The sequence below is a fragment of the Paenibacillus campinasensis genome (assembly GCF_002272015.1).
Taxonomy (GTDB): Bacteria; Bacillota; Bacilli; order Paenibacillales; family Paenibacillaceae; genus Paenibacillus_AQ; species Paenibacillus_AQ campinasensis.
Window position 1 is genome coordinate 1 of sequence record NZ_NPBY01000016.1, and the last position, 21,142, is coordinate 21,142.

At 51.4% G+C, this 21,142-nt stretch carries 17 protein-coding genes; 14 read left to right on the plus strand and 3 right to left on the minus strand.

What is annotated here, in order from left to right; translation table 11 throughout:
* Positions 1 to 599 precede the first annotated feature (599 nt).
* Complete coding sequence (locus tag CHH67_RS05715) at positions 600 to 1,502, minus strand: transposase (protein WP_095264050.1); 903 nt, start codon at positions 1,500 to 1,502, stop codon at positions 600 to 602.
* A 917-nt stretch (positions 1,503 to 2,419) separates the two neighbouring features.
* Here CHH67_RS05715 and CHH67_RS05720 point away from each other — a divergent pair.
* From CHH67_RS05720 to CHH67_RS05735, 4 genes are all read left to right on the plus strand, one after another.
* Positions 2,420 to 4,456 carry a bifunctional diguanylate cyclase/phosphodiesterase gene (locus tag CHH67_RS05720; RefSeq protein ID WP_244908094.1) on the plus strand — a complete coding sequence of 679 codons (2,037 nt, stop codon included), beginning with the start codon at positions 2,420 to 2,422 and terminating at the stop codon, positions 4,454 to 4,456.
* 340 nt (positions 4,457 to 4,796) lie between these two features.
* Positions 4,797 to 5,876, plus strand: coding sequence for a GerAB/ArcD/ProY family transporter (locus CHH67_RS05725; RefSeq protein WP_176475502.1), 1,080 nt, complete (start codon positions 4,797 to 4,799; stop codon positions 5,874 to 5,876).
* A complete protein-coding gene (locus CHH67_RS05730; RefSeq protein WP_095264053.1) occupies positions 5,873 to 7,294 on the plus strand; it encodes a spore germination protein in 1,422 nt (473 codons plus the stop codon). Before CHH67_RS05725 ends, CHH67_RS05730 begins: the two co-directional genes overlap by 4 nt.
* Before the next feature lie 10 nt (positions 7,295 to 7,304).
* Complete coding sequence (locus CHH67_RS05735; RefSeq protein ID WP_095264055.1) at positions 7,305 to 8,459, plus strand: Ger(x)C family spore germination protein; 1,155 nt, start codon at positions 7,305 to 7,307, stop codon at positions 8,457 to 8,459.
* A 10-nt stretch (positions 8,460 to 8,469) separates the two neighbouring features.
* Here the strand turns inward: CHH67_RS05735 and CHH67_RS05740 are convergent, their stop codons facing one another.
* The gene (locus CHH67_RS05740) at positions 8,470 to 9,492 is read right to left on the minus strand and encodes a CobW family GTP-binding protein (RefSeq protein ID WP_095264057.1); all 1,023 of its coding nucleotides are present in this window, start codon (positions 9,490 to 9,492) and stop codon (positions 8,470 to 8,472) included.
* 345 nt (positions 9,493 to 9,837) lie between these two features.
* Between CHH67_RS05740 and CHH67_RS05745 the strand changes: the two genes are divergently transcribed.
* Entirely contained in the window at positions 9,838 to 10,314 is a 477-nt protein-coding gene (locus CHH67_RS05745; protein WP_342351949.1) for a hypothetical protein, read from the plus strand.
* Positions 10,315 to 10,421: 107 nt separating this feature from the next.
* Here the strand turns inward: CHH67_RS05745 and folE2 are convergent, their stop codons facing one another.
* Positions 10,422 to 11,351 carry a GTP cyclohydrolase FolE2 gene (gene folE2 / locus CHH67_RS05750; RefSeq protein WP_095264059.1) on the minus strand — a complete coding sequence of 310 codons (930 nt, stop codon included), beginning with the start codon at positions 11,349 to 11,351 and terminating at the stop codon, positions 10,422 to 10,424.
* Positions 11,352 to 11,718: 367 nt separating this feature from the next.
* On the opposite strand from folE2, the gene metE reads away from it, so the two are divergent.
* From metE to CHH67_RS05795, 9 genes are all read left to right on the plus strand, one after another.
* Entirely contained in the window at positions 11,719 to 14,010 is a 2,292-nt protein-coding gene (gene metE, locus CHH67_RS05755) for a 5-methyltetrahydropteroyltriglutamate--homocysteine S-methyltransferase (protein WP_095264061.1), read from the plus strand.
* A gap of 112 nt (positions 14,011 to 14,122) precedes the next feature.
* On the plus strand, positions 14,123 to 14,575 hold the full coding sequence (locus tag CHH67_RS05760; protein ID WP_095264064.1) for a Fur family transcriptional regulator: 453 nt from the start codon (positions 14,123 to 14,125) through the stop codon (positions 14,573 to 14,575).
* 232 nt (positions 14,576 to 14,807) lie between these two features.
* Positions 14,808 to 15,566, plus strand: coding sequence for a class I SAM-dependent methyltransferase (locus CHH67_RS05765; RefSeq protein WP_095264066.1), 759 nt, complete (start codon positions 14,808 to 14,810; stop codon positions 15,564 to 15,566).
* The gene (locus CHH67_RS05770) at positions 15,566 to 16,648 is read left to right on the plus strand and encodes a FecCD family ABC transporter permease (protein ID WP_095264069.1); all 1,083 of its coding nucleotides are present in this window, start codon (positions 15,566 to 15,568) and stop codon (positions 16,646 to 16,648) included. The genes CHH67_RS05765 and CHH67_RS05770 overlap by 1 nt, the downstream gene beginning before the upstream one ends.
* Positions 16,645 to 17,421 (plus strand): ABC transporter ATP-binding protein, encoded by a 777-nt coding sequence (locus CHH67_RS05775; protein WP_095264072.1) that lies wholly within the window; start codon positions 16,645 to 16,647, stop codon positions 17,419 to 17,421. Before CHH67_RS05770 ends, CHH67_RS05775 begins: the two co-directional genes overlap by 4 nt.
* Before the next feature lie 81 nt (positions 17,422 to 17,502).
* Complete coding sequence (locus tag CHH67_RS05780; RefSeq protein WP_095264074.1) at positions 17,503 to 18,585, plus strand: methyltransferase; 1,083 nt, start codon at positions 17,503 to 17,505, stop codon at positions 18,583 to 18,585.
* An 18-nt stretch (positions 18,586 to 18,603) separates the two neighbouring features.
* Positions 18,604 to 19,611 (plus strand): ABC transporter substrate-binding protein, encoded by a 1,008-nt coding sequence (locus CHH67_RS05785; RefSeq protein ID WP_095264076.1) that lies wholly within the window; start codon positions 18,604 to 18,606, stop codon positions 19,609 to 19,611.
* 43 nt (positions 19,612 to 19,654) lie between these two features.
* Entirely contained in the window at positions 19,655 to 20,053 is a 399-nt protein-coding gene (locus tag CHH67_RS05790) for a (2Fe-2S) ferredoxin domain-containing protein (RefSeq protein WP_095264079.1), read from the plus strand.
* 2 nt (positions 20,054 to 20,055) lie between these two features.
* Positions 20,056 to 21,087: a CobW family GTP-binding protein gene (locus tag CHH67_RS05795; RefSeq protein WP_342351950.1), complete on the plus strand. Its 1,032-nt coding sequence runs from the start codon at positions 20,056 to 20,058 to the stop codon at positions 21,085 to 21,087.
* Positions 21,088 to 21,142: the final 55 nt, after the last annotated feature.

Genomic DNA, 21,142 nt, shown 5'->3' on the forward strand with positions numbered 1-21,142 from the left:
TTTTCATCTTCAACCCTTAAACTCTTCTATCTAGGATAGAAGAGTTTTTTAGTTTTTATATACATAACTTTCGCCGCGAAATCCTCTCTGCTCTGTTGGTTGCTCTCTCCTGGTTGCTCTCCTGGTTGCTCACTGCTGGCTCCTCGAAGCATACTCCACGCCCCTCCACGCCCCCTATGTTTGGAGAGCTTTTCACCATTATCCCGTTTGATCAGGTAATCAGGAACAGCTAATTTGGAGGAAGAACATACTGTTGGCGATGGAAGTAGGAAGTGGGAAGTAGGAAGTGGGCAGATTGTATTGAGATCTTAAGACGGCCTGAGGACAAGATGCCAGGATTAAAGAAAAGTGACCTACGGATCAAGGACGGATTTAAGGGATTAGGTGAAAGTTAGCCAGACAGGTAATGTGCCCCCAATGAGGTGAAGTGGGACGAATCAGATGATTTGTGTGAGTCAAGAACTGCTGCACGATGATCAGCGTGACGCTTTGGACAATACATTAATGGTGGGAGCTAGCATGAGAGCTACCACGAGAGCTACCACGAGAGCTACCATCATCAAAGTAACGATGATTTCAGATAGAATCCGACATCTCATTCAGGCTACTGCTGCAAAGGGCTGATTCGTTTGGCGGGCGATCAACTGGTTGTAGGAAATGCCGGGGACAGCCACACACATTTGCAGCAACCGCTGTCCTATCGTTACTTCCGCTTCGGACAAACGGAGCCAGCGGCGTCCTGTGAACTCGTTCAGGTACGCCTGCAGATGTTTCGATTCCAATGCTCCATAGGTGCTTTTTAGTGATTTCCACGCTTCTCTGACGATGTTCCGCAAGGGGGAATACAACCGAAAAGCTTGAGGGAACAGTCTGACGTCGGATGAGAGGCTGTCCACGTGCTCATCAATGAAGGCGGTTAGATCGCGGCGTGCTGCCCATCTATCGCTTCCTCGCTTCTGCTGCACCAGGCGAAGTTTGACCTGCTGCGGTTCACCGGTCTCATCAACCGTGCAGCCAGCGACGACAGCCGAGGCATGCGGATGCGAAACTGTACAGCGGTCAGGATTACGCCCGTACTGATCGCTGTTGACCTTCACGTCGCCGTAGAGCAGTTCGCGGGCATCAAATTCCCCGAGAGCATGGCGTATTTTGTGAAGCATTAACCACGCGGTCTTGTAGGTAACCCCAATCACCTGACTCAGCCGTGTCGCCGAGATGCCGTCAGGAAGCAGGAACAATTCCAGGGTGATGAACCACTTGAGCAGGGGCAGACGAGTGCCTTCAAAGATCGTGCCGACGAAAGGCGACGTTTGATGCTTGCAACGTCCACACTCAAATAAGGGGATACGCCGGGAACTCAGACGGCAGCACTTGGTATGATCACAGCGCGGACAAATAAACCCGTTTGGCCACTTCATGGCAATCACCGCCTCGATGCAGTCCTGCTCGCTCTGATAACGGCTATGGAAAGATGGAAGCTCCGTTGCAATGTGGATCATCATATCCCCTCACCCCGAATTTAAATTTACGTACATAGGCTCCTAATCTAAAGATAATACTGACAACCGAACGCTCGTTCCATTTATTTCATTATACCAAACATATGTTCTTGAATCAATCGAAAAAGATTAATCCAAACGTCTTATTTCGTTAGATTTTCGTTCTAACCACTTTTGTTTGTGCTTGCCTTTAAATGCGTTTTTTTGAGTTGTTACATGGATTTTGACTGACAATTTGAATAGCTGAATAGCTGAATAGCTGAATAGTAGCTGAATAACAGAATAGCTTAGAAGCTGACCGTTACTTGCTTTTACATTTCCTGCTGCTTGCTTCCCTGAGCGAAAGGGATAATGGTTAAAGGGGTGGGGGAGAGGATAGGTGGTGGCGAAGGGGGCGGTGGCTGAGGCAGAACTGTAACGGGAACAATTGCAGGGATTAACGCAGGGCTCAAAGTAGGACTCAACGCAAGGCTCAATGCAAGGCTCCAAGTAGGACTCAATGCAAGGCTCAATGCAAGGCTCAATGCAAGGCTCCAAGTAGGACTCAACGTAGGGATCGACGCAGGGATCGACGCAGGGATCAACGCAGAGATCAACGCGGGATCTACGTAAGAAGCGAACGTAGGAGAGGCCCTTCGCGGGGGCTAAAAAAGATGCAGATGCATAGATAGTTGCTGAGCGGAATTGCAGATGACAGGACGGGATAGTCTAAAGGATATTCGATCGACCGTTTAGCCGTTCGACAAGAAAGCAGAGGAGTTGGCATGGGTTGATGTGTATTGTCATCAATCGACTATATTTTTCCGTTATCTAACATTGAAGTCCATTGACGGGTAACGGTTTAATGATATGATGGACGTATTGGCGGCCATAGCTAGCAAGTTACTGGTACGTCACTTCTAGCCGTTAATAGATTGGGGATGAGATCAGTGGAGGTGAACGGCAGTTATAACCTATATATTGTCGCTCTTTCAGCCATCATCGCGATTGTGGCATCGTATTTCGCGCTAAACATTACATCAAAGATTTCGTACGCGAAGGGAAAAAGCAGGCTCTTCTGGTTATTGGCCGGCGCCCTGGTCATGGGAAGCGGGATCTGGTCCATGCACTTTGTCGGGATGCTAGCCTTTCACCTGCACATTCCGGTAGCTTATGATATATGGCTGACCTTGCTGTCCATGGTGGCAAGTGTCGTTTCTTCTTTTATTGCCTTTTATATTACCATACCGAAAAATATCAACTGGTATAAAATCGCGATCGGCGGCCTTGTGATGGGCAGCGGTATTGTGGCGATGCATTATGTCGGGATGGAAGCGATGGTGATGCATGCAGACATTACTTATCACACGGGGTTATGGGTGTTATCGGCCCTTATCGCCTTTGCCGCTTCTTACGCTGCTTTGTTCTTGTTTTTGCGTTTCCGGAATCAACCATCGGCCAGCTGGCTGAAATGGGTCTCGGCGGTCGTGATGGCCATTGCAATTTGCGGCATGCATTATACAGGCATGAAAGCTGCCAGCTTCCATCATCACGCCGGCATGATGGTTGAATCAACAGACAGCGTGGATATGTTTTTGCTGTACGGCGTAAGTGTGACCATTTTCATTATATTGCTGGTGTCATGGGGAGCGATGTTTTTTGACCGGCATGTACTTGAGAAGATGGCCTATCAGGATTCGATTACACAATTGCCCAATCGCAATGAAATGAACCGATACTTCGAACGGAATGTGGGAAAACAGGTAGCGGTTCTCTTTCTTGATCTTGATCAGTTCAAGGCGATTAATGATACGCTTGGCCATGATGTCGGCGATTTGCTTGTTCAGCAGGCAGGCTTCAGGCTTCGTCAGTTTGCCGACGAGAAGCGGCAGGCTTACCGAATCGGCGGCGATGAGTTTTTGATTATTGCCGAGCAGTGTACTCAGGAGCAGGCTGAATGTTTGGCCAAGCAGATCTTACATACGATTAAGCAGGTTTACCGGATCGACGGCAATGAGCTGTACATTACGGCAAGCATCGGTATCAGCATCGGTACTTTGCAGCAGTCCAACCGTACGGTTTTGCTTAAAACGGCCGACACGGCGATGTATAAAGCGAAGAAGCTCGGAAAGAACAGGCACTGCGTATATACCGAGGAGATGGGCATCACCGAAGTGCGGAAGATGGAGCTTGAGAAGGATTTGCAGCGCGCACTGGTGGAGAAACAGTTCTATATCGTGTATCAACCGAAATGGAATGTAAAAACAGATCGCTTATACGGGTTCGAGGCGCTCATCAGATGGCAGCACCCGAGACTCGGGGTTATCCCGCCAGGAGAGTTCATCCCGATCGCAGAGGAGACCGGACTGATCGTGCCGATGACGAGCTGGACGCTGGAGCAAGCGTGCCTGCAGGCGAAAGCATGGCAAGACCAGGGCATCTATCAACCGGTTTCTGTTAATTTGTCCGTTAGGCTCTTCTACACCGACACTTTGACGGACTTGATCCCGGCTGTGCTGGAGCTGGCCGATCTCGAAGCGCAGTATCTGGAGCTTGAAATTACCGAGTCAATGGTCTTTCATGATGTGCATGATATTATTCGGCAGCTGCAAGACCTGCGAAGAATGGGTGTCCGGGTATCGATCGATGATTTCGGGACAGGTTATTCTTCCATCGGCTTGCTGGATCGGCTGCCCATTGATGCTCTCAAACTGGATCGCTTGTTCACCAACGATCTGGATTCACCCAGCAAACGTGCGGTCATCCACGCGATTGTGCTGATGGCAGAGAGTTTGCAGCTGGATGTGATTGCTGAAGGCGTTGAGAAGCAGGAGCATATTGACTTTCTAACTGAGCTGGGCTGTTATGTCATGCAAGGCTATTTCTATGGGAGACCGATGAAGAATGAGAGCCTCTCTCAATGGTTGGGCAAAATTGATGAGCATAACCGTTCTGAGGAGCAGGAGCCCGGCAGGTAAGCTGTTGATGCTGCCTAAGGCTTCTAAATTACGAAGCTGCTGAAGCGTCTATCTGCTAAGTAGCTATGCAGCTTTCCCTCTAACCGGTCTCCTGCTATCCCGACTGGAGGAGCAGCCGGGAATAGCTTGTGGGAGTTCAATTGAGTGTGAGCGTCTGTTTACAGTTCTAGTATTGGTTAATGTTTCCGTTAAGTACATGCAAGGCAGATTCCGGAGAATTCTCCGGGTCTGCCTTTTTCTTATTCTCAAATCTTGCAGGCGCCAAGTTGCAGGATGCATAAACCTGAACTTCTGCGAAAAAATATAGTTCAATATGCTTGTGACAAGGAGGGACAACTGGATGACGACAAGGCAGTTCTCTTTCTTGCAAATATCGCTAACCTTCATTCTGTCCGTCGGCATGGTGAACCACGTGCTTCTTATTCCCCAGCTGATGGAGGTATCCGGCCGCGACTCATGGATAACCGTTCTCCTCGCATGCGTTGTGTTTCTTCCGGTCTTTATCATTATCGGATATATCGTAAAAAAGACACGGCACACCGGGATGCATGACTGGTTGCTTGAGCATTACGGGAAATGGATTGCCGTTCCGATCTCGGTCCTGACCGGCTTGACGCTCCTCAGCATCATTGTGGTGGAATCGAAAGATATGGTGATCTGGACTAACTCCTCCTATTTGCCGGAGACGCCTCCTTGGGTCCTCATAGTTCTGTTCTTAGCGTTGGCGCTCTATTCTGCGCTAAGCGGACTAAAAACGGTTGTGATTACTTCAGGCATTCTGCTGCCGGTCGTTATCTTGCTCGGCGAGTTTGTCATGCTAGCCAATTTTTCGAACAAGGATTATACCCTGCTGTTACCGGTATTCGAGCACGGATCCGGCCCTGCTTGGAGAGGGGTGATCTATATCGGGGCAGGATTGCTGGAGTTGATCTTTTTCGTGTATATCCAGCAATTTATTTCGGGCAGCGTGAAGAAAAGGTACATGATTATTCTAGGACTTGTGCTAGCCGGTCTTGCGCTAGGACCTACCATGGGGGCGATTGCGGCTTTCGGTCCGGTGGAATCCGCGTTGCAGCGTAATCCAGCCTTTGAGCAGTGGCGTCTGGTCCGGATTGGCAGCTATATCGAGCATGTGGATTTCTTGTCTATCTTTCAATGGATCAGCGGCGCTTTCATTCGAGTGGCTTTCTCGCTCTATATCATGATGGAGCTGCTTCCTTCGAAGGGAAAACGATGGTTTCTTACGGCCATCGCTGCGATTTGCGCCGCAGCGGTGATTTATCCGGTCGGCGATATTGTCTTTTTTAACGTGCTGAAAAGTTATTACTACCCGGTCCTGTTTTCTGTGCTGCTGCTTCTGACTCTGGTCATCTTCGTCCTGGTCCGATTTGCTAAACCGCTGAAGGAGGTGCAGGCGTGACGCTCAAGCTGGATGAACTGAAAAAGTATTTTGCAGCATGCCATGATGTTGTGCATGAATATCGTCAGTTCGAAACGGGAGAGGAGGTTGTGTTTATATATTGCGAGACGCTGTGCGATGAGAAGTTTCTGAACGAGTATGTGTTTTCAGAGATCAGCCGGGTGATGAATATGCCTTCATCCATGATCCGGCAAGGATTGGAGAATCATACTTCATTAAAGGTGACGCTCTTGCAGGAAGCTACTCTGGAGAAGATAGCGGGCAAGATTTTTGGCGGAGAGGTGGTGATTTGGGCTGATGCTCTGAATGACTGCTATTATCTCCCGGCGAAACAGACCAATGACCGCCAGACGGAGGAAAGCGGCATCGAGGTGTCGATCCGGGGGCCGAGGGATGGCCTCGTCGAAAATATCGATACGAATATCGGTTTGATTCGCAAGAGATTTCCGGCTGTAACCTTGGCTTATCAATCTTTTACGATTGGCAACAAAACGAAAACCAAGGTCGGCCTGCTGTATGACACCGAGATGATCTCCGAGGCGACGCTGAAGAATGTACAAACCAAGCTTAACAGGGTTCAAAACAGCATTGAAGAATTGGTCAGCGCCAATCAGCTGGAGGAAATCATCTCGGACAATCCATATTCCGTCTTTCCTTTAAGCATTTATACAGGCCGACCTGACTTCATCACGTCATGTCTCCTTAAGGGCAGGTTTGCCATTCTAATCGATGGTGTGCCAGGCGCTCTTATTGCGCCAGCAACGTTATCGGTGCTGCTTAAAACGGCGGAGGATTCTCATTTTAACTACATCTCTTCGTCATTTGGAAGGATTCTCAGATATATCAGCTTGGCTGTCGCTATTTTTCTGCCGAGCTTCTACGTAGCGCTGACCGGGTTTCACCAAGACCAGATCCCGTTTCCTATGCTGGCAACGATCGGATTATCCCGGCTGGGGATCCCGTTTAGCATTCCGATGGAAGTGCTGCTCATGCTGGGTCTGATTGAAATATTCAGGGAAGCCGGATTTCGCCTCCCGACGCCGCTGGGCCAGTCGATTACGGTTGTCGGCGGTCTGATTATCGGGGATGCGGCAATCCGAGCAGGGTTGACCTCGCCGACGATGGTTGTCATTGTTGCTATCTCTGTAGTGGCAGGCTCGACGCTGGTGAGCCAAGCACTGTCGGGAACGGTCAGTGTGCTGCGCATCGTTACGGTATTGCTGGCCTCCATTCTGGGCATGTTCGGCTTTATGCTTTCGATCATCTTTGTCGTCGTCTATCTTTCTACACTGACATCCTATGGCGTGGCTTATCTCGCGCCGCTGTCTCCGATTAACTTTAAAGACGTTGTTCGCGCGGTCCTGCAGGTTCCGCAAAAATGGATCGGAGGCAAACCGAAACATTTGAAGCATAAGTAGGAGGGAACAGATGAAAGTATGGAAGATATATGTCAAGCTGCAGCTGGCGATTTTCCTGCTGCTTCTGTTAGCGGGGTGTTGGGACCACCGGGAAATTACGTTCTCCAAGTATGCTACATCCATCGGCATCGATTACAAGGAGGATGAGTACATCCTGTATGCGCAAATGCTGAATTTCGGCAATATAGGCAAGCTGGAGGGGCAGTCCCTGGAGAAAAAGCCGATTGTGATCGGAACGGCGCGCGGAAAAACGCTGACTGATGCGGTATTTATGCTGTATCGATCCGAGCAGATTCCGGTATTCTGGGGGCATGTCACGTCGGTTGTGTTCACGAAGGAGGCGCTGCAGCGGGTGAACTTCCTGGAATTATCCGACTCGCTCAGCCGCTATTATGCGATCCGATATAATGTGTGGGCCTACGGCACCGAGAGCTCGATCGAGGAACTGTTCAACCTCAGCCCCTTTTTCGGGATGTCTCCCTTCGAGTCTATCCTTATGAGCCCTCTGGACACGTACAGGCAATATTCCGATATCAGGCCGATCTATATGTTTCGATTTATAGCGAATTATTTGGAGCCGGGCAGGACGGCCGGGCTCCCTCAGCTGACGACGAACCGAACAACCTGGATGGAAGGCGGAAAAGAATCGACACAGATGATGCTTGGGGGAGAATATTTTTTTCATGAGAGCCAGTATAAAGGAAAGCTTGGGTATGAGGAAGGCTGCGGAAAGCGGTATCTGGATAAAAAAATGAATCGGGTCCCGCTCACGATCTATCAAGGTCAGGAGCCGGTGATGACGCTGGTTCTGCACGTCCAGGACTACAAGGTCAACCATACCGTCAAGAATGGGAACGTCATCTATGATCTGAAGCTTACCGTTAAGGGGCTCATTGATGAAATGGGAGAAAACGTCACCCATTCATTCATAAAGAACGAGATTATCAAGAAAATGAAGAAAGAGATTCAAAGCACCTTTGATAAAGGGCTTGAAATCTCGGCTGACGTGTATAATTTAAATGATACCGTATATCGTTACGATCACAAGACTTGGCAAACATACCTTAAAGGCAAGCCGCCCGAAACGACGATGCAGCTGGGCAAGATCGATATCGATGTGGTCATTATCAATTCAGGGAAATATAAAAACCGTAAAAATGAGTAAGAGTAAGAGGTCAGGCGATGACGTTGGCTTGCCATTCCTGCAGCAAAGCACGTTCATCCAGCTCATATCCGATCATGACCAGATAATAAGCGCCTGTATAGGCGGTGCTTTCCGAACGAAGCTGCTTTCCTGAAAACTGAATCAGGGATGGTGTGGAGGAGCCTTTCAGGGCAACATACCCTTTCGCGCGGAGCACATGCTGCCCCGTTGTTTTCAGCCACTTTGTCAGCCTTGGCAAAGAAAGCGCCGTCTGCCTGCTGATGGGGATCATAATGGTCTGGATGCGGGAGAAGGAAGCGTGCCCCGGCTGCTCTGACCTGCTCGACGATGCAGAGCCGTGGTGTGGATGATGCGTATGGGAATGGGCAGAAACGATGTTGAATCGAACCGTTGTTTTCGCCTGGTGATGCAAGGGTCTCAGTGCTCCGATCACGGCTTCTTGATTGAATTTGCCCAGGGTTGTGTTGAAGATCTGCGCCGTATCATTATATTTCTTGATGAGATGATGAACTTTGGACAGATGGGGGTATGGGACAAGGTCCTGCTTGTTGACCAGGATCACGTCGGCCACTTCCAGCTGCCTGCGCAGCGTGTAAACAAGCTGTTTATCAGCTGAGAATATGCTGTTATACTCCAGCACATGTTCCGCGTCGACCACCGTAACGATGTTGTGCAGCATCACCTTGTCGATCAGCTCGGGTTCGGCCATCGCATCCACGACCTCTTCCGGGTTGGCTACGCCGGTGAGCTCAACAAGGATGACATCGGGAGCCAGATCCAGCAGGCTTTGGAGCGCTCCGGAAATTTCGCTTTTCTTGCTGCAGCAGATGCAGCCGTCAAACCGCTTTTCCACAGGCAGCCCCTGGGCGGATTCCGCCAAAATCGAACCATCTACGTCGGCTTTGCCCAATTCGTTCATCAGGATTGCCGGCTTGAGGTTTCGGGCATTCAGGTCTTTGATCAGCTCGAGAAGCAGCGTCGTTTTACCACTGCCTAAAAAACCGCTGATTATGATAACGGGTGTTGGCTTCATATGTAATCCCCCTTGTTCGTATGTAAAAATTACGATATTAGATCATGCTTTAATCCGTGCCAGTGACATCTCTTAGGTGATTAAGAGTATATGAATGAAGAGCGGAATACATGCCATGCGACGGCTTATTATTTTCGTATGAGTTATAGGCGTTGACAAAAAGAATGCGGATGATTACACTGTTATAAATAGTAATTATTACGATTATAAAAAGGCGCGATTTCCAACAACTGAGATAAAGTTGCCAGCAGAGTGCCGCATTATGCCCAGCGAAGTGCCGTTGTTGTGAGCGAATCCTGATCGGTAGCTCAGCCATGTATGTACTCACAGATCGGAGGGAGTTATGTGTCAGTGATTAGCCCCAAGCCTGAAGAGGAACAGGTGATCAGTACTCATTCCGTAGAACGGTGGCACCGGAGGAGATCGGAGCTCGCAGGCTGGCTGCAGCGTCCGAAACGGAGATTGAGGGCCAAACAAGTCGTATGGCTCGGTGACATCGAGGTGGATGTGGAGATGTTTGATGCGCTTGCATGCTTGAAGCGAATGAATATCCCGACCGAGTTCTCCTGTGCGGGCGTCAGTCCCTTGGACGAGCCGGAAGATCATTCACTCTACGCCTATATAACGATGCCTGCCTCAGAGAAAACCGACCGGTTCGTGCAGTTTGCTATGGAGCGGATGAAGCATCGTCTGCTCGTAACGTATGAACCATCGGGGAACCGATATGATCTGTCGTCTTATTTTATCGGGCATAATCGGTCGTATTGTTTGCTGCTGGGCGCCTGCGCCGAGGCGTTTGCCCGGCTTGAACATCATGGCTGACAGCTGCAGCTGGTCAGCTTCGATCGCCATAGGGCACCAATTACGGGACTGTTCTCTGATGAACGGATTATCGAGCGTCAAGAAGCAAGAAAAGAAGGAGCCGCACACTATCGTGCCGCTCCTTCTTTTCTTTTATCGAAATCAATGATGGCATACGCATCGTGAAGATGAATGGACTCTTCATTTCGGCATTCCACTTTGAAGGCCAGCACGTCATCCATTTCATACAAATCTGCAGCAACCAGACGCACCATATCTTCCACGAAGCGAGGATTCTCATAAGCCTGTTCGGTGACTCTTTTCTCGTCGGGACGCTTCAGAACCGGGTGGAGCGCGCTGCTGGCATTGGACTCGGCAGCCGCGAGCAGCATCGCTTTCCAGTCATGCACCGGTGGCGAAGCCGGGTCGATCTCGACCGTCATCGTCACCCTCCCCCGCTGGTTATGCGCGCTATATTCGCTAATCTCCTTGGAGCACGGGCATAAGGTGGTTACAGCTACACTCAGGCTTACGATGGTTCGGTAAGGCTGTCCTTTCTCATAGGTAGTCTGAATCGTAGCTTCCGCATGATTCAGCCCTGCGAACCCGGTTACCGGGGCGGTGCGTTCATAAAACCAAGGAAAGGAGATCGTGATTTCGGCCTTGTCCTGCCCCATTCGTTCTGCAAGCTCATGGACAAAATCGCACATATCAGCCAGCTCGCTGCTCAGGCCCTTCTGACGATACATTTCCAGCTGCTCGGTCAGTCGGCTCATATTAATGCCTTTCGAGGCTTGGGCCAAACTCGTGGTTAGAGTCATCGTTGCTATGCTGGTCTGGCGTTTAGGCTCGATATCCGAATGAACCTGTATCGGGTGCCGGACGTTGGACACACCGACATGCTGAATAGGAAAAAGGTAGTCTGCATGGTGGTTCTGCAAATCAGTCATCTGCTCTTTCACCGTTGGTTTGCTCCCGGGAATCGGATCGGTGGAACCGAATAGACGGTGGCGCTCCGGTTTTGGGGGCAGCATGTTATTGGCATGGATGGATTTCATGGCATCTACACTCCTAGTCATCCGCTGCAAAGCTATTCCAGTGACTCGTCGCTGTCCGTTCTGCTAACCGCGAATCATGCAATAAGCGATGCATTGATGTTCAATGTTCGTAATTATTACTATTAGGGAGTGTACTATAAAACTCGGAGCCGGTAAACAGTGGGGTGATGAAAATGGAACGGCAAGCATGCTGTGCTAACTGGTGTTTTCCCGAGTAGACATAGCCCTGAAAGGGATTCATGGGCTTGGGTATAGCTTTTGGCTATAGCAGGCAATAGATTATTAGATTTACTCTATGGATGATAAAGTATGCTATTTTAATCCTAACCAATCGAGAGATGGAGATACGAGGAGGAGGGATACGTTTATGAAGAGCGCAAATTTGGGATACCCCCGCATCGGACTGAACAGAGAGTGGAAAAAGGCTCTGGAGACCTATTGGTCCGGCAACCTGGCGGAGGCGGATTTTCATGAGCAATTAAAAAGCATACGCCTGCGCCATCTGGAGCTTCAGCAGAAGAAAGGGATCGATGTCATTCCTGTTGGGGACTTCACTTATTATGATCATGTATTGGATACGGCCGTCATGTTCGGGCTGATTCCACCAAGGTTCGGTTGGGAAGGCGCCGATCCGGACCTGTCCGTGTATTACGCCATGGCTCGAGGGAGCCGCGAGGCTGCTGCTTGCGAGATGACAAAATGGTTTAATACGAACTACCATTATATCGTGCCCGAACTGCAGAGCGTCAGCCCTAAGCTGACCCGCAATCGTCCGCTGGAAGCATACCGTGAGGCCAAGACGGAGCTTGGCATCAAGGGAAGACCGGTGATCATTGGACCGTATACGTTCCTAAAGCTGTCTAAAGGGTATGATGCAGGTCAGCTGGACAGCTGGATTGACCAGCTGCTTCCCCTATATGGCCAAGTGCTGAGGGAGCTGGCGGCAGAAGGCGTGGAATGGGTTCAGGTTGACGAGCCGATACTGTGCACGACCTTGGCGGAGGCGGATCTGCAGCGTATCGCTCGGATTTATGACCGGCTGGTCACAGAAGCGCCAGGCATCCAGCTGATGCTTCAGACGTATTTTGACGCGGTGGATCATTATAAAGCGATTGTCTCGCTGCCCGTTCATGGCATCGGCCTGGATTTCGTGCATGACCATGGACGAAATCTGCAGGCGATCGAGGAATCCGGATTTCCTGAAGACAAGCTGCTGGGCGCTGGCCTGATCGACGGACGCGGGATATGGAGAGCCGACTTGATAAACAAGCTGGAGTCGCTGCAGGCGTTGTCCGATCACGTATCTCTAAATCGTATCGTGCTGCAGCCGTCCTGCAGTCTGCTGCATGTGCCGATCCGTGCAGCGGAGGAATCCGCGCTGGATGCAGCCCTGCAGGGGGCGCTCGCGTTTGCGGAGGAGAAGCTGGACGAGATCAACGTGCTGGTAAAGTCTGTTAGACTCGGCTATGAGGCTGTTCGTGCTGAAGTGGAAGCAGCGGAACGTGCGCGCCAAGTGCTGCAGCAGTCTGCGGCCCGGAACAGTCAGCGGGTGCAGCAGCGAATGGCCGATCTGAGCTCGCAGCCAACTTCCCGTCCGGACAGCTACGGAGTGCGGAAGCAGGGGCAGCAGAAGCGGTGGAATCTGCCGCTGCTGCCGACAACGACCATCGGCAGCTTTCCGCAAACACCGGAAATTCGCAGCGCCCGGAGAAGCTGGCGCAAGGGCGAGTGGAGTAACGAGCGTTATGAAGCATTTATCCAGGAGCAGATCGGAGCATGGATCAGGATTCAGGAAGAGCTGGAGCTGGATGTGCTTGTGCACGGCGAGTTCGAGCGAAACGATATGGTCGAGTTTTTTGGGGAGAAATTGGCGGGGTTTGCATTTACTTCGAATGGATGGGTGCAGTCCTACGGCTCGCGCTGCGTTAAACCGCCGGTCATCTATGGAGATGTCGATTGGACAGGGCCAATGACCGTCGAGGAGACGGTCTATGCGCAGTCGCTGACCAGCAAGCCGGTGAAGGGCATGCTGACCGGACCGGTGACCATTCTGAACTGGTCGTTTGTGCGGGACGACAAGCCCCGGGAGGAAGTAGCCTATCAAATTGCCTTGGCGCTTCGTGAGGAGGTCGAGGCACTGGAAGCGGCAGGCATCGGCATGATCCAGGTGGATGAGCCGGCGCTGCGCGAGGGGCTGCCGCTCAAGCGGGAACATTGGCCGCATTATCTGGAATGGACGGTACGGGCGTTCCGCCTGTCCACCTCGACCGTTCGAAACGAAACGCTGATTCATACGCATATGTGCTACTCCGAGTTCCATGACATCATTGATACGATCAACGAGCTGGATGCCGATGTCATTTCGATTGAGACATCCCGCAGCCATGGGGAACTGATCGAGAGCTTCGAGCACTACAGCTATGATAAAGAGATCGGTTTAGGCGTGTATGATATCCACAGTCCGCGCGTGCCTTCGGTCGAAGAAATCGACGCCATGATCGAGCGGGCATTGCGCGTGCTTGAACCGAGCCAATTCTGGATTAACCCGGATTGTGGCCTGAAGACACGCAGGCAGGAGGAGACGGTCGGAGCTCTGCGGAATATGGTGGAGGCAACGAAGCGGGCACGCGACCGATTCGCCGTGAAGACAGAGAAATGAAGCTGTGTCTTGGCACGTGATATGACAAATTCGCCCTTTCTTGTTAAAATACAAAGACAGTATGGATTCGGACAGAACAAGCTTTGTATGCCGAGGAAGGAACGTGCCGAGCATGAGAGAAAACCAATCCAAGGTAAGAGAAATGCTGGAGACGATGGCAAGGAACGGATGGAGAGTGACCGAGCAGCGAAGAACGCTCGCGCAGATTTTTGCGGATCATGAAGGCTACTTGTCGCCCAAGGATGTCTATGATCAAATGTCAATCCGTTATCCGAGCATGAGTCTGGACACCGTGTACCGCAATCTCCGGATGTTAAGCGAGATGGGGGTATTAGAGCATTTCTATTTTATGGACGGCGGATTGAAATTCAAGGAGAATTGTACAGCGCATCATCACCATCACTTGATCTGTGTCAACTGCGAGAAGACGCTTCCCTTTGATTATTGCCCGATGGATCAGGGGCTAGAGCTGCCTGGCAACTATAAGGTGCTGCGGCATCGCTTTGAGGTATACGGAATTTGTGAAACATGCCAGCGGCAGCAGAATGAAGAACCAGTGGAGTAGAATCATCCAAAGGCGGCATGCCGAGTTTTTTGTTGAGCACGCGCTCCTCTTCAAGGAGCGTGTGTTTTTTTGTCGGGTAGCAAATTCAAGGTTGATAATCGTAAAAATTACGATTAATATAGAAAAGGTGAAATGATGCATGAGGAGGTGCAGCCTTGGAGTAATGTGGAATGGCCACGTCTATAAATCGTAAAAATTACGATTAAATAGAATGCGAAAAATGGAGGAACAGATGAGTATAAGTGAAACGGTACCATGGTATGAAAAAAGCTTCGGAGAGGACTATCTGCTTGTCTACAGGCACCGGAATCAACAGGAGGCCGATCAGGTCGTTCAGCAAGTCTTGGAATGGTTGAAGCTGCCTTCAGGCAGTCAGGTCCTTGATCTGTGCTGTGGAGCGGGCAGGCACGCCTTAGCACTGGCTAATGCAGGCTATCGTGTCACCGGTGTGGATCTATCCTCCGTGCTGCTGCGAAGGGCGAGGGAATTGGATTCGGAGAAACGCGTGAGATGGGTGGAGGCCGATATGCGTGCATTGCCAGCCGATGACCACTTTATCGAAAACTTCGATGCTGTTGTCAATCTGTTCACATCCTTCGGCTACTTCGGAGCCGACCGAGAACAGCTGGATGTGCTGAGGCAAATACGAAGAGCCCTTAAGCCAGGCGGGCGCTTTGTGATGGATGTGCTGAACGCCGGATATATCCAAGACCATCTTGTCCCATTTTCCAGGCGGGAGGAGAGCGGTGTCATCATCTCCGAGAGACGTCAGATTCACAGCGGCTTTGTAACTAAGCGGATCATGATTGAGGATGGGGACAAGGAACCACGCAGCTATACGGAGCGCGTTAAACTGTATGCTCTGAAGGCGATGGGGAGCATGCTGATCGATGCGGGTCTCGTCATCGATGAAGTTTACGGAAGTTATGATGGAGACGCCTATCACGAGCGATATTCTCCGCGAATGCTGATCGTGGGGCATCGGGTTTAATGGGCAGCAGGACACCACGTGAGGGACCCCATCACCGTGTTTGGTTTGCGGGAATTCTAGTTTTGCTGGCTGCGATGCTGTTGGTATCGATCACGGCTGCGGTGATGCTCGGTCCGGTGGCTATAGATCCGGGGACGGTATGGAAAATCGCGCTGTCCAATCTGCCTGGATTTGCCGGAAAGGTGGACCAGACATGGAGCCAAGGACAAAGCCACATTATCTGGGACATTCGCTTCCCCCGAGTGCTGCTCGGCGCCGTTGTTGGGGCAGGGCTATCCGTGGCCGGTGTAGCCGCACAAGCATTGATGCGCAATTCCCTGGCTGATCCGTATATTCTCGGCGTTTCTTCCGGTGCTTCTGTAGGAGCAACGCTGGTCATTCTGCTCGGTGCGTTCTCCTATTTCGGTCAATATGCGCTGTCTCTCGCGGCGTTTATGGGTGCACTCGTAGCGATGGGGCTTGTATTTCTGCTTGCTCGCGTAGCGGGTCGCATCTCCACAACCAGACTTCTGTTATCAGGCATTGCGATCTCCATGATGATGTCGGCGGCAACGAATTTTATAGTCACGATGGCGCCGCGCGAGGAGGGCATTCGCACAGCGATGTATTGGATGATGGGGAGCCTCGCGGGAGCCAAATGGTCTTATATGACGTTCCCTGTTCTGATCGTTCTGGCAGGCACCCTGCTGTTCTTGCTGCAGTATCGATCACTGAATGCGCTGCTCATGGGAGACGATACGGCGGTTACCCTCGGCGTGAACATCCAGCATTTTCGTATCGTCTTGATTCTGACCCTGGCACTGCTGACGGGCACGCTGGTGTCAATCAGCGGATCCATTGGCTTCGTGGGTCTGATGATTCCTCATATTGTACGACTGTTGATCGGTTCCGATCACCGCCGCGTGCTCCCTGTCAGTTTGTTTCTGGGTGCGATATTCATCGTGTGGGCTGATGTGCTAGCCAGAATGGCATTGGCGCCGGAGGAATTGCCAATCGGTATTGTGACTGCTCTATGCGGCGGCCCTTTCTTTATCTGGCTTCTGCGCCGAAGCTCATATTCATTCGGAGGTGGACAGGAATGAACATGAAGGTTGAAGAGATCTCTTACAGCGTCCGCGACAAGCGCTTGATCGAGTCTATTTCCTTGGAAATAATCGAAGGCGAGTTTATCGGATTGATCGGCCCGAACGGCAGTGGGAAATCGACATTGCTCAAAAATATATACCGTGTGCTTAAGCCTGATCGAGGCGGGGTTTACCTGAACGGGAAGGATTTGTCGCAGATGACGCAGAAGGAAACGGCCCGCAGTATGGCGGTGGTCAGCCAGGAAGCAAACATGGCCTTTGATTTTGCCGTCATGGATATCGTCATGATGGGGCGTGCTCCCCATAAGCGCCTCTTGGAGTCAGACACGGCCAGAGATCAGGAGATCGCAGAGCGGGCTTTGGCGCGGGTGGGCATGCAGCATGCGGCTTCGAGCAGCTTCGCAACCTTATCCGGCGGGGAGAAACAGCGTGTACTGATAGCAAGAGCATTGGCACAAGAGGCAGGCTTCTTGATCCTGGACGAACCTACCAACCATCTGGATATTCGATATCAGCTGCAGATGATGGATTTGGTTAAAGCGTTGAAATTGACTTCATTCGCCGCGCTCCATGATTTGAATATAGCGGCCTGTTATTGTGATCGAATATATGTACTGAACGATGGCAGAATCGTGGCCGCCGGCCGCCCCGAAGAGGTGATGCAGAAGGAGCTGCTGCTCCGTGTGTTCGGAGTGAAGACGCAAATTTCTCGTCATCCTTCTACGGGCAAGCCGGCGATTACCTTCCTGCCGGAGATGCTTGTGAACTGAGCTGTTTATGCTTCCGAAGTGAATTTTGTACGAAGCTGACCCATGAAGCCATGCTCACAAAACTTTGAGGAGGAGAAATTCGTGGCGTTAACTCGGTGCAGTTATTGCGGATATATGTATGACGAATGGAATGGGGACTCGCGAAACGGCGTGCCGCCAGGAATACCGATTACGAAGTTGGCGGGAACCGTATGTTCGCGCTGCGGCATCCAGGGTGTCCGCCATGAGCGTCAGCAGAGTCCGAAGTATGAAGGCGATGAAGCGGAATATTATGACCAATTTGCTGGCAAAGCAGGAGTCAAGTTTTACAAATCCTGGATAAAAGCGTCCCTAAAGCCGGTGAAAGCGCTGGAGCTTGGGGTCGGGACAGGCCGTTTGGCCACGGAGCTCGCTCCGTTAACAGAACAGTACTGTGGCGTAGATTGGAGCCCGCGCATGCTGAAGGCGGCGGAAGCGAAACGTAAACGAATCTTTAAGGACACGGCGGAAGAACGATGGCAGCTGGTGGAGCAGGATGCTCTGAAATATCATCCCGAGACGCAGTTCACCCATGTCTTATGTCCTGACGGATTTCTGCAGCACTTTACGCTGATGGATGAGCATGTTGCTTTGCTGGGCGGCTTGCATCGGTGCATGGAGGATGGCGGCTGGATTGCGGTGGATGTGCATCTGCCGCCGAGCGGGATCGGCTGGAAGATGCAGCAGAGGAAGCAGCTGCTCCCGAACAAATGGATTTCCCGTCAACTGGAAGGAGAGACATCGCTCTTAAGACAAGTGTTCCGGTGCATGATCGATTATGAAACCTACAGGGAAGGCACGATGACTTCAAAGTATCGGGTTGAACGTGAGTTCGCGTTAATGACGCCGAAGGAGACCGCTTTGCTGCTATCAGCGGCTGGCTTCGAAGTATCGCGAATCGTTTGTAATTTTGGTCTGACCGAGCCTTGGTTGACGGCGCTTCCGCCGGGGACATACGGGAAGGAGGAGGCACTTGGGGCCACTGAAACCATAAAGGAAGCCATGATGACAGGGAAAAATGTCACACCCTACATCCCTGATCAGTGGGGGTATGGAGGAGGCCCGATGGCCGGTGCGATGCCGGTCGAGCCGCCAGAAGCTCCGGCTACCGTGACACTAATTGCCCGCAAGGCAACACGCACTTAGGATGGAGGAGAAACATAAATGAAAAGAAAAAATATCCCGTTGATTATCCTGCTTACTCTGTTATTGGTGCAGCTGACCGCTTGCGGAGGAGGCCAAAGCACGCAGGCAACTGCGTTGTCGGATGCATCGAATTCAGCACCTGCTACTGCCGAGGACACCTCGGTCGAGCTGGAGAACATGGGGGAGAAGATCTCCTTCCCCGAAGCCCCGAAAAGAGCGGTAACGCTTAATCAGCATGCCACTGAGGTGATGCTGGCCCTTGGACTGGAATCTTCCATGGTGGGAACCGCTTATTTGGATGACAGCATTCTGCCTGATTTTCAGGAGGCGTATGTGCAGATCCCGGTCCTATCGGATAAATATCCATCCAAGGAGGTATTCCTCGCGGCTGAGCCTGATTTTGCTTATGCGGGATGGCAGAGTGCTTTTACTGAGGAAACGCTCGGTTCACGAGAAGATTTGGCGGCGCAAGGCGTGATGACTTATGTACATGAATCCTCCAACAGACCGAAGCCGACGCTTGAGGATGTGTATGAGGATATTCTTAATATCGGAATAATCTTTCGCGTAGAAGACCGGGCTGAGGCGTTGGTGAACGAAATTCGCAGCGAGCTGGAAGACATTCAGACGCGGATTGGACCCGTAGATCAGCCGTTAAAGATTTTTGTATATGACAGCGGAAGCGACAAGGCGCTCACAGCCGCCAACACGTATTTAACGAGCTTGATCAATCAGGTGGGCGGAAAAAATATTTTCGATGATATCGATAAAGGCTGGGCGGAAGTGAGCTGGGAAGAGGTCGTGGACCGCAATCCGGATGTCATCGTAATCGTAGACTACGGGGACGAGTCCGCGGAGCAGAAGAAAGACCGCTTGCTGAGCATGGCTTCGCTAGTCCATATCGAGGCGGTCCGCAATGAGCGGTTTATCGTGCTGCCGCTTTCGGCAGCTGCCGAGGGAATTCGAGCGCCGATTGCCCTCAGAACACTTGCTGCCGGACTCTACCCTGACAAAGTAAGTCCATAACACACGAATACGAGCCCCGTACAAAGTTAAGGAGGAACAAGATATGACAACTTGGAATTTGCAGGAGACAGCCTGCCATTTCCTGATATGCAACGGCGGCAGCTGCATGAAGAAGCAGGCGGATGAAGTGACACTGGCGATCAGGGACGAAATCGCTTTGCTTGACGCGGATCGGCAAATCCATACGACGCGTACGCGCTGCAACGGTAGATGCGCCGATGCCTGTGTCGTGGTCGCTTATCCGGAAGGGGTCTGGTACAAGGATATCAGCCCGGAGCTGGGCAGGGAATTGGTTCGTCGGCATGCGGCGGGAGGACGTCTGGAGGAGAGAATCGTTTATTCTTTTGACCAGCGTTTTGTGGCCACCGGACTTTCAGTGACAGGACTAGAGAAGCCATCCCGTGCTGCCGAGGAGGAGGGGAAAGAGGGCTACACATCATGACAATGATCCCGATCCTCATACTGTCGGGGTTCCTGGGAAGCGGCAAGACCACTCTCCTGACTCGCCTATTAGGTGAATGCGTGAATAAGAGCATCAAACCTGCGGTCATTATGAACGAGGTAGGTGATGTTAATCTGGACGGTCAGCTGGTGGATGAAGAGGTAGCGATGCGAGAAATGCTCAGCGGCTGCATCTGCTGCACGATTCGCGGCGATTTATCCATGGAGATCAAGGGGCTGATTGAACAAGAGGCTCCGGATCTCATACTCATTGAGGCGACAGGGGTTGCTAACCCGATCGAAATTTTGGATACGGTAACGGAAACGGCTTTGTTAACGCCTATCGATATCCGGGCCGTGGTGACAATCGTGGATGTTTCCCATTTTCTTCAGCTGTCTCGCGGCACAAGGGGAAGGACTTACCGGTTAATGGAGGATCAGATCCGCTGCGCATCAATGCTGGTCCTGAACAAACGCGATCTGGTAGGCGAGAAAGAATTAGAGGAGGTCACGCAGCTAGTGGCCGCATTGAATCCGGTTGCTTCGATTCAGCCTGCCATTCACTGTGAATTGGATGAATGCTTGTGGAATCTTATGCTTGAACCGGAGGCTTCGGGCTCAGGAGCGTTCAGTCGGTCTAACGCTAAGGCGCGCTCTGCTGTTGACGTTCGTGGAGATCATCATCATGCTCACAACGGCGGGCTGGACTCCCGGAACGATCACGGCGATCACGATCCTGCCGGTCACGACCATCATCATTCCTATGATCATGTGATGGTTTGTACACATTATTTTTCGCAGCCCGTGGATAACCATCGGTGGGAACAGGTGATGAACGAGCTGCCGGATGGCATATATCGGGCAAAAGGGGTATATACGGCAAGCACCGGGGAGCGCATGCTGTTTCAATATGCATACAAACAGTTGGAGCTGATTCCGATCCGGCCCCAGGGTCAGCTTCAGGATGTGGCCGTGTTTATCGGGGAGCATTTTTCCAAACAGAGTCTGCTCAGCAAGCTGGAGGAGATGGCTTGAACGATACCTTCTAAGCCGGGAGAGGAAATAAAAAGAAGCGGCACATTGATGGTGC

What these genes read in the sequence shown, in the direction of transcription:
- CHH67_RS05775 (WP_095264072.1), top strand. Translation starts at nt 16,645, where the DNA reads ATGAACATGAAGGTTGAAGAGATCTCTTACAGCGTCCGCGACAAGCGC.
- CHH67_RS05715 (WP_095264050.1), bottom strand. Translation starts at nt 1,502, where the DNA reads ATGATGATCCACATTGCAACGGAGCTTCCATCTTTCCATAGCCGTTAT.
- CHH67_RS05735 (WP_095264055.1), top strand. Translation starts at nt 7,305, where the DNA reads ATGAAAGTATGGAAGATATATGTCAAGCTGCAGCTGGCGATTTTCCTG.
- CHH67_RS05725 (WP_176475502.1), top strand. Translation starts at nt 4,797, where the DNA reads ATGACGACAAGGCAGTTCTCTTTCTTGCAAATATCGCTAACCTTCATT.
- CHH67_RS05785 (WP_095264076.1), top strand. Translation starts at nt 18,604, where the DNA reads ATGAAAAGAAAAAATATCCCGTTGATTATCCTGCTTACTCTGTTATTG.
- CHH67_RS05720 (WP_244908094.1), top strand. Translation starts at nt 2,420, where the DNA reads ATGAGATCAGTGGAGGTGAACGGCAGTTATAACCTATATATTGTCGCT.
- CHH67_RS05770 (WP_095264069.1), top strand. Translation starts at nt 15,566, where the DNA reads ATGGGCAGCAGGACACCACGTGAGGGACCCCATCACCGTGTTTGGTTT.
- folE2 (WP_095264059.1), bottom strand. Translation starts at nt 11,351, where the DNA reads ATGAAATCCATCCATGCCAATAACATGCTGCCCCCAAAACCGGAGCGC.
- CHH67_RS05795 (WP_342351950.1), top strand. Translation starts at nt 20,056, where the DNA reads ATGATCCCGATCCTCATACTGTCGGGGTTCCTGGGAAGCGGCAAGACC.
- CHH67_RS05790 (WP_095264079.1), top strand. Translation starts at nt 19,655, where the DNA reads ATGACAACTTGGAATTTGCAGGAGACAGCCTGCCATTTCCTGATATGC.
- CHH67_RS05740 (WP_095264057.1), bottom strand. Translation starts at nt 9,492, where the DNA reads ATGAAGCCAACACCCGTTATCATAATCAGCGGTTTTTTAGGCAGTGGT.
- CHH67_RS05765 (WP_095264066.1), top strand. Translation starts at nt 14,808, where the DNA reads ATGAGTATAAGTGAAACGGTACCATGGTATGAAAAAAGCTTCGGAGAG.
- metE (WP_095264061.1), top strand. Translation starts at nt 11,719, where the DNA reads ATGAAGAGCGCAAATTTGGGATACCCCCGCATCGGACTGAACAGAGAG.
- CHH67_RS05760 (WP_095264064.1), top strand. Translation starts at nt 14,123, where the DNA reads ATGAGAGAAAACCAATCCAAGGTAAGAGAAATGCTGGAGACGATGGCA.